Genomic DNA, 4,814 nt, shown 5'->3' on the forward strand with positions numbered 1-4,814 from the left:
CGGCTTGGACGGGCGGAGAAAAAATCTCGAAATATCTATTGCCGTTCAAAGTCGATCTCTTTTTATCCGCCTACGAAGAAGATGTCCGTGATGCGATCGATACGGGGATCGCGGCAGCGAGGATTTTACCGTTTGAGGGGGATCATAAAAAGCCCCGTTCCCACCAAGTACGCATCGCGTTTGACGGAGACGCCGTTTTATTCTCGGACGAGTCGGAACAAATCTACAAACAACAAGGGCTCGATGCCTTCATCGCCCATGAAAAAGAGAATGTCAGCAAATCACTCCCCGATGGACCGTTCGCCAAATTATTGCGGGTTATCTCCAAAATCCAAACCCATTTTCCCGATGAAACCTCTGCACCGATTCGAACCGCACTGATCACCGCCCGCAACTCACCCGCCCATGAGAGGGTTATACGGACGTTAAATGAGTGGGGCGTCCGTATCGATGAGGCCTTTTTCCTAGGCGGTGTTGATAAATACGAAATCGTAAAGGCATTTCAGGCGGATATTTTCTTCGACGACCAAGACGTTCATCTTGAAAAAACTTCCAAAGAAACCCCCAGCGCAAAAGTCCCCTATAGCTCCTCTTCGCCACTTTCAGGGAATCAAAACGGCTCATAAGTGCTCTGACTAGGGCGAAGTCTATTGTTATATTATCAAACCGCAAGCTTATACGCGATATAATTGCGAAAAATATAACCTAAGGACTTTGATTTGAGAAGTCATTTTTGTACCGATTTAAGTGAAGCAAACGTAGGCGACAACGTCGTTTTATGCGGTTGGGCGAACAGCTACCGCGACCATGGTGGAATCGTATTTATCGATTTACGCGATAAAAGCGGCTTGATTCAGCTCGTTTGCGATCCTGCCGATAATGCCCATGCCCATAAACTCGCGAGTGAAGTGCGCGATGAATTCGTCCTGATCGCACACGGACGTGTCCGTAACCGCGGCGAAGGGTTGGTAAACCCACGTCTCAAAACGGGTGCTATCGAAGTGGTCGTCGAAGAGCTCATCATCGAAAACCGCTCTGAGCCTGTACCGTTCGGTATCGGTGACAACAGCGTCGGTGAAGAGATCCGTCTAAAATACCGTTACCTCGATCTACGTAACCCGTCAATGTATAACACATTTATGCTCCGATCCAAAGCAGCTATCGCGGCACGTAACGTACTGGATCGTCTCGGATTCTTGGAAGTGGAAACGCCGATTCTAACCAAATCAACCCCTGAGGGTGCGCGGGACTATCTCGTCCCTAGCCGTGTCCACGAGGGTGAGTTCTACGCCCTTCCTCAATCTCCTCAGCTTTTCAAACAACTCTTAATGGTAGGAGGGTTTGATCGTTATTTCCAAATCGCAAAATGTTTCCGCGACGAAGATTTGCGTGCCGATCGTCAACCCGAATTTACCCAAATCGACGTCGAGATGAGCTTCTGTAACCAAGAAGACGTTATCCGTGTTGCCGAAGAACTCATCACGGGTATGTTTGCTGCAGCAGGACATGAAGTCCACACGCCGTTCAACCGTATCAAATACTCCGACGCTATGGAGTGGTACGGTTCTGACAAACCTGACCTCAGATATGATCTTAAAATGATCGATGTTATTGACATCTTCGCACGTTGTGACAACGAGATTTTCACAGGGATTGCCGCGAATCCGAAAATGAACCGTATCAAAGCGCTTCGTGTTCCGGGTGCCGATTTGGTATTCTCCAAACGTGAAATGAAAAGCTTCGAAGATTACGTCCGTAAATTCGGTGCCAAAGGGCTCGGATACTTCCAAATGAAAGAGGACGGTCTCAAAGGACCGTTGGAAAAATTCTTCACCCCTGAAGATTTACAACTCCTCGTCGACCGTACGGGCATGGAAGTGGGCGATGTCGTCTTCTTCGGTGCGGGAGATAAAAAAACCGTGTGGGATTATATGGGACGTTTCCGTATCTTCATCGCCGAACATGAGAAAATGAACTTAATCGACAAAGATCGCTTCGAATTTGTCTGGGTTGTTGACTTCCCGATGTTCGAGATCGAAGAGGGTCGTGTCAAAGCACTTCACCATCCGTTCACCATGCCGCGTGATTTGAACCACGAGCACCTCGAAGACATCGAATCGATCGCCTATGACATCGTCCTCAACGGAACCGAACTTGGCGGAGGATCGATCCGTATCCACAAACAAGCGCTTCAAGAGCAAATCTTCACCCTTCTTGGGATCGGCGAAGAAGAAGCTCAAGAGAAATTCGGGTTCCTACTCGATGCCCTCAAATTCGGAGCACCGCCACACGGCGGATTCGCTATCGGGTTTGACCGTTTCATGATGTTGCTCTCCAAAAAAGATAGCATCCGTGACGTTATCGCGTTCCCGAAAACCCAAAAAGCCTCATGTATCATGACCCAAGCACCGAGTCCGGTAGAATTAACTCAGCTTCGTGAGCTTCATATCCGCCTTCGTGAAAGCGCCAAATAAGTCATGAAAAAGCTTTTTTTGATTATTGGTGCACCGGGTTCAGGCAAAACAACCGATGCGGAAATGATTGCCGCGCGTAACAGCGAATCAATCGTCCACTACTCGACGGGTGATCTCCTCCGCGCCGAAGTAGCCAGCGGATCAGAGCGCGGTCAACTCATCGACAGCTTTATCAGCCGCGGAATGATCGTTCCGATTGAGATCGCGATTGAGACGATCACCAGCGCGATCAAAGCCGCCCCCTCAGATGTGATCTTGTTCGACGGCTATCCTCGATCATTCGAGCAAATGAGCGAACTTGATAAGTTCTTGCAGCACGATCACTCCATCGAGCTACTCAGTATCATCGAAGTAGTGGTGAGCGAAGAGGTAGCACGTGATCGCGTCCTCGGACGTTCTCGCGGCGCCGATGACAAAGAAGAAGTATTTAACAATCGTATGAGTGTTTATACCGAACCTTTAGCAGTGATACAAGCTTTTTATGAGGAAAAAAATCTCCTCCAAAAAATCAACGGTGAACGCACCATCGAAGCTATTGTCGATGAGATGGAAGCATTTATCAAAACAAAAATCTAATATAGGATAATATCAAATGAAAATCATTCTTTTGGGTGCTCCGGGTGCCGGAAAAGGGACACAAGCTCAGTTTTTGACGAAAGCATTCGACATCCCGCAAATCTCTACGGGCGATATGCTTCGCGCCGCGATCAAAGCAGGAACCGAACTCGGAACATTGGCGAAATCGTTTATGGATTCGGGCAAACTTGTCACCGATGAGATCATTATCGGTCTTGTCAAAGAGCGCATTTTAGAAGATGATTGCAAAAATGGCTTTCTCCTTGACGGGTTCCCTCGTACCGTTCCTCAAGCCGACGCGCTCAAAGAAGCGGGTGTAGCGATCGATGCCGTAATCGAAATCGATGTTGCCGATAGCGTTATCGTTGAGCGTATGTCAGGACGCCGTGCCCACCTCGCTTCAGGCCGTACCTATCATGTCGTTTTCAATCCGCCGAAAGTGGAAGGAAAAGATGACGAAACAGGAGAAGAACTCGTACAACGAGCTGATGATAAAGCCGAAGTCGTTTTAGATCGTCTCCGTGTCTACCATGAGCAAACTGCTCCTCTTGTCAACTACTACCAAGGTGTTGCGGCAACTGATAGCTCCGTGAAATACATCACCATCGACGGAACCCAAAAAATCGATGTTGTTGAAAAAGAAATTTTGGAAAAACTCAAATAATTTTCCTCTCCCCTTAGCGGGGAATCTCGTGTTATAATCCTCTTATGAAAACTCCCCACTTTTATGCCGTTATTATCGGTTCTGAAATCCTAAATGCCCGTCGTGAAGACAAACATTTTCTCTATGTTCGTGATGCGCTGCTGCGTCGCGGGCACACCCTCTTCTCTTCCTTCATTATCAAAGATGATCCTACGTTGATCCATAACACCTTTGCAATGATCAAAAACGATCCCGAGGCGGTGATGTTCAGTTTCGGCGGGATCGGTTCAACTCCCGATGATTTAACCCGTCAAATTGCTGCCGATGTCTTTAGCGACGGCGTATTGGTTCCTCAACGAGAATTTGCCGATCATATTATCGAACGATTCGGTGATGCCGCATACCCGCACCGCATCCACATGGCGGAACTCCCTAAAGACTCAGGACTGCTTCATAACGTCATCAACAATATGTCGGGCTTTTACCTCTATGAGCGCTATTTTTTCATGCCGGGATTTCCTGAGATGTCTCATCCGATGGTCGAAGAGGCACTGGAGCGATTTTATCCCCAAGCCCCTAAGCTCTATCGCCATACGCTCATAGCTCAGACCTCTGAAAATACGTTGATCGATGTTATGGAAGGGTTGGATGAGGGGATCGATTTTTCATCGCTACCAATGATGAACGGGGGAAATCCGACGGTCGAGATTTCGGTTGCCTCGAGCGATGAAGCGCTCTGTAAAACCAATTTTCAACGCTTTATTAATGCATTAGAGTCCAAATCGATTGCTTTTGAGATAATCAAAAATTATTAGAAATAAACATTTTTTTTAATCTGCCGATTTCACATTATCAAGGGTAGAGGAGCACTGGATGGAAAAAATGAGTTATCTGATTGTAGGGCTGGGCTTAAGTCTCTTTATTTACATCGTATATCGGCATACTTTTTTGAAAACACCGAAAAAAAAGATGTCTCACAAACCCCATTTCACCCTAAAAATCGAATCCGAATAAAACGCTTCTACCGGTAATGACGCTCGTAGAGTTTGTTCTCTCTCGGTGACACTTCCCCTTTTAACGCCTCTAAACGTTCCAATCTCTGCTCCGTCGTCGGATGGGTA

6 protein-coding genes are annotated in these 4,814 nt (G+C 47.3%); all 6 read left to right on the forward strand.

All coding sequences use genetic code 11. The annotated features are described in order from the left end of the window. Window positions 1-626, forward strand: a 626-nt coding sequence (locus VFW36_RS12310; RefSeq protein WP_329659111.1) for a 5'-nucleotidase, incomplete at its 5' end; no start/stop codon positions are given. A gap of 93 nt (window positions 627-719) precedes the next feature. Beyond that, a complete protein-coding gene (gene aspS / locus VFW36_RS12315; RefSeq protein WP_329659112.1) occupies window positions 720-2,474 on the forward strand; it encodes an aspartate--tRNA ligase in 1,755 nt (584 codons plus the stop codon). Window positions 2,475-2,477: 3 nt separating this feature from the next. Further along, complete coding sequence (locus tag VFW36_RS12320; RefSeq protein ID WP_329659113.1) at window positions 2,478-3,050, forward strand: adenylate kinase; 573 nt, start codon at window positions 2,478-2,480, stop codon at window positions 3,048-3,050. A 16-nt stretch (window positions 3,051-3,066) separates the two neighbouring features. Beyond that, complete coding sequence (gene adk / locus VFW36_RS12325; RefSeq protein WP_329659114.1) at window positions 3,067-3,714, forward strand: adenylate kinase; 648 nt, start codon at window positions 3,067-3,069, stop codon at window positions 3,712-3,714. A 44-nt stretch (window positions 3,715-3,758) separates the two neighbouring features. Then, on the forward strand, window positions 3,759-4,508 hold the full coding sequence (locus VFW36_RS12330; RefSeq protein ID WP_329659115.1) for a competence/damage-inducible protein A: 750 nt from the start codon (window positions 3,759-3,761) through the stop codon (window positions 4,506-4,508). A 58-nt stretch (window positions 4,509-4,566) separates the two neighbouring features. Further along, window positions 4,567-4,707: a hypothetical protein gene (locus VFW36_RS12335; RefSeq protein ID WP_329659116.1), complete on the forward strand. Its 141-nt coding sequence runs from the start codon at window positions 4,567-4,569 to the stop codon at window positions 4,705-4,707. Window positions 4,708-4,814: the final 107 nt, after the last annotated feature.

This window comes from Sulfuricurvum sp., from assembly GCF_036279695.1.
In the GTDB taxonomy this organism is placed as follows: domain Bacteria; phylum Campylobacterota; class Campylobacteria; order Campylobacterales; family Sulfurimonadaceae; genus Sulfuricurvum.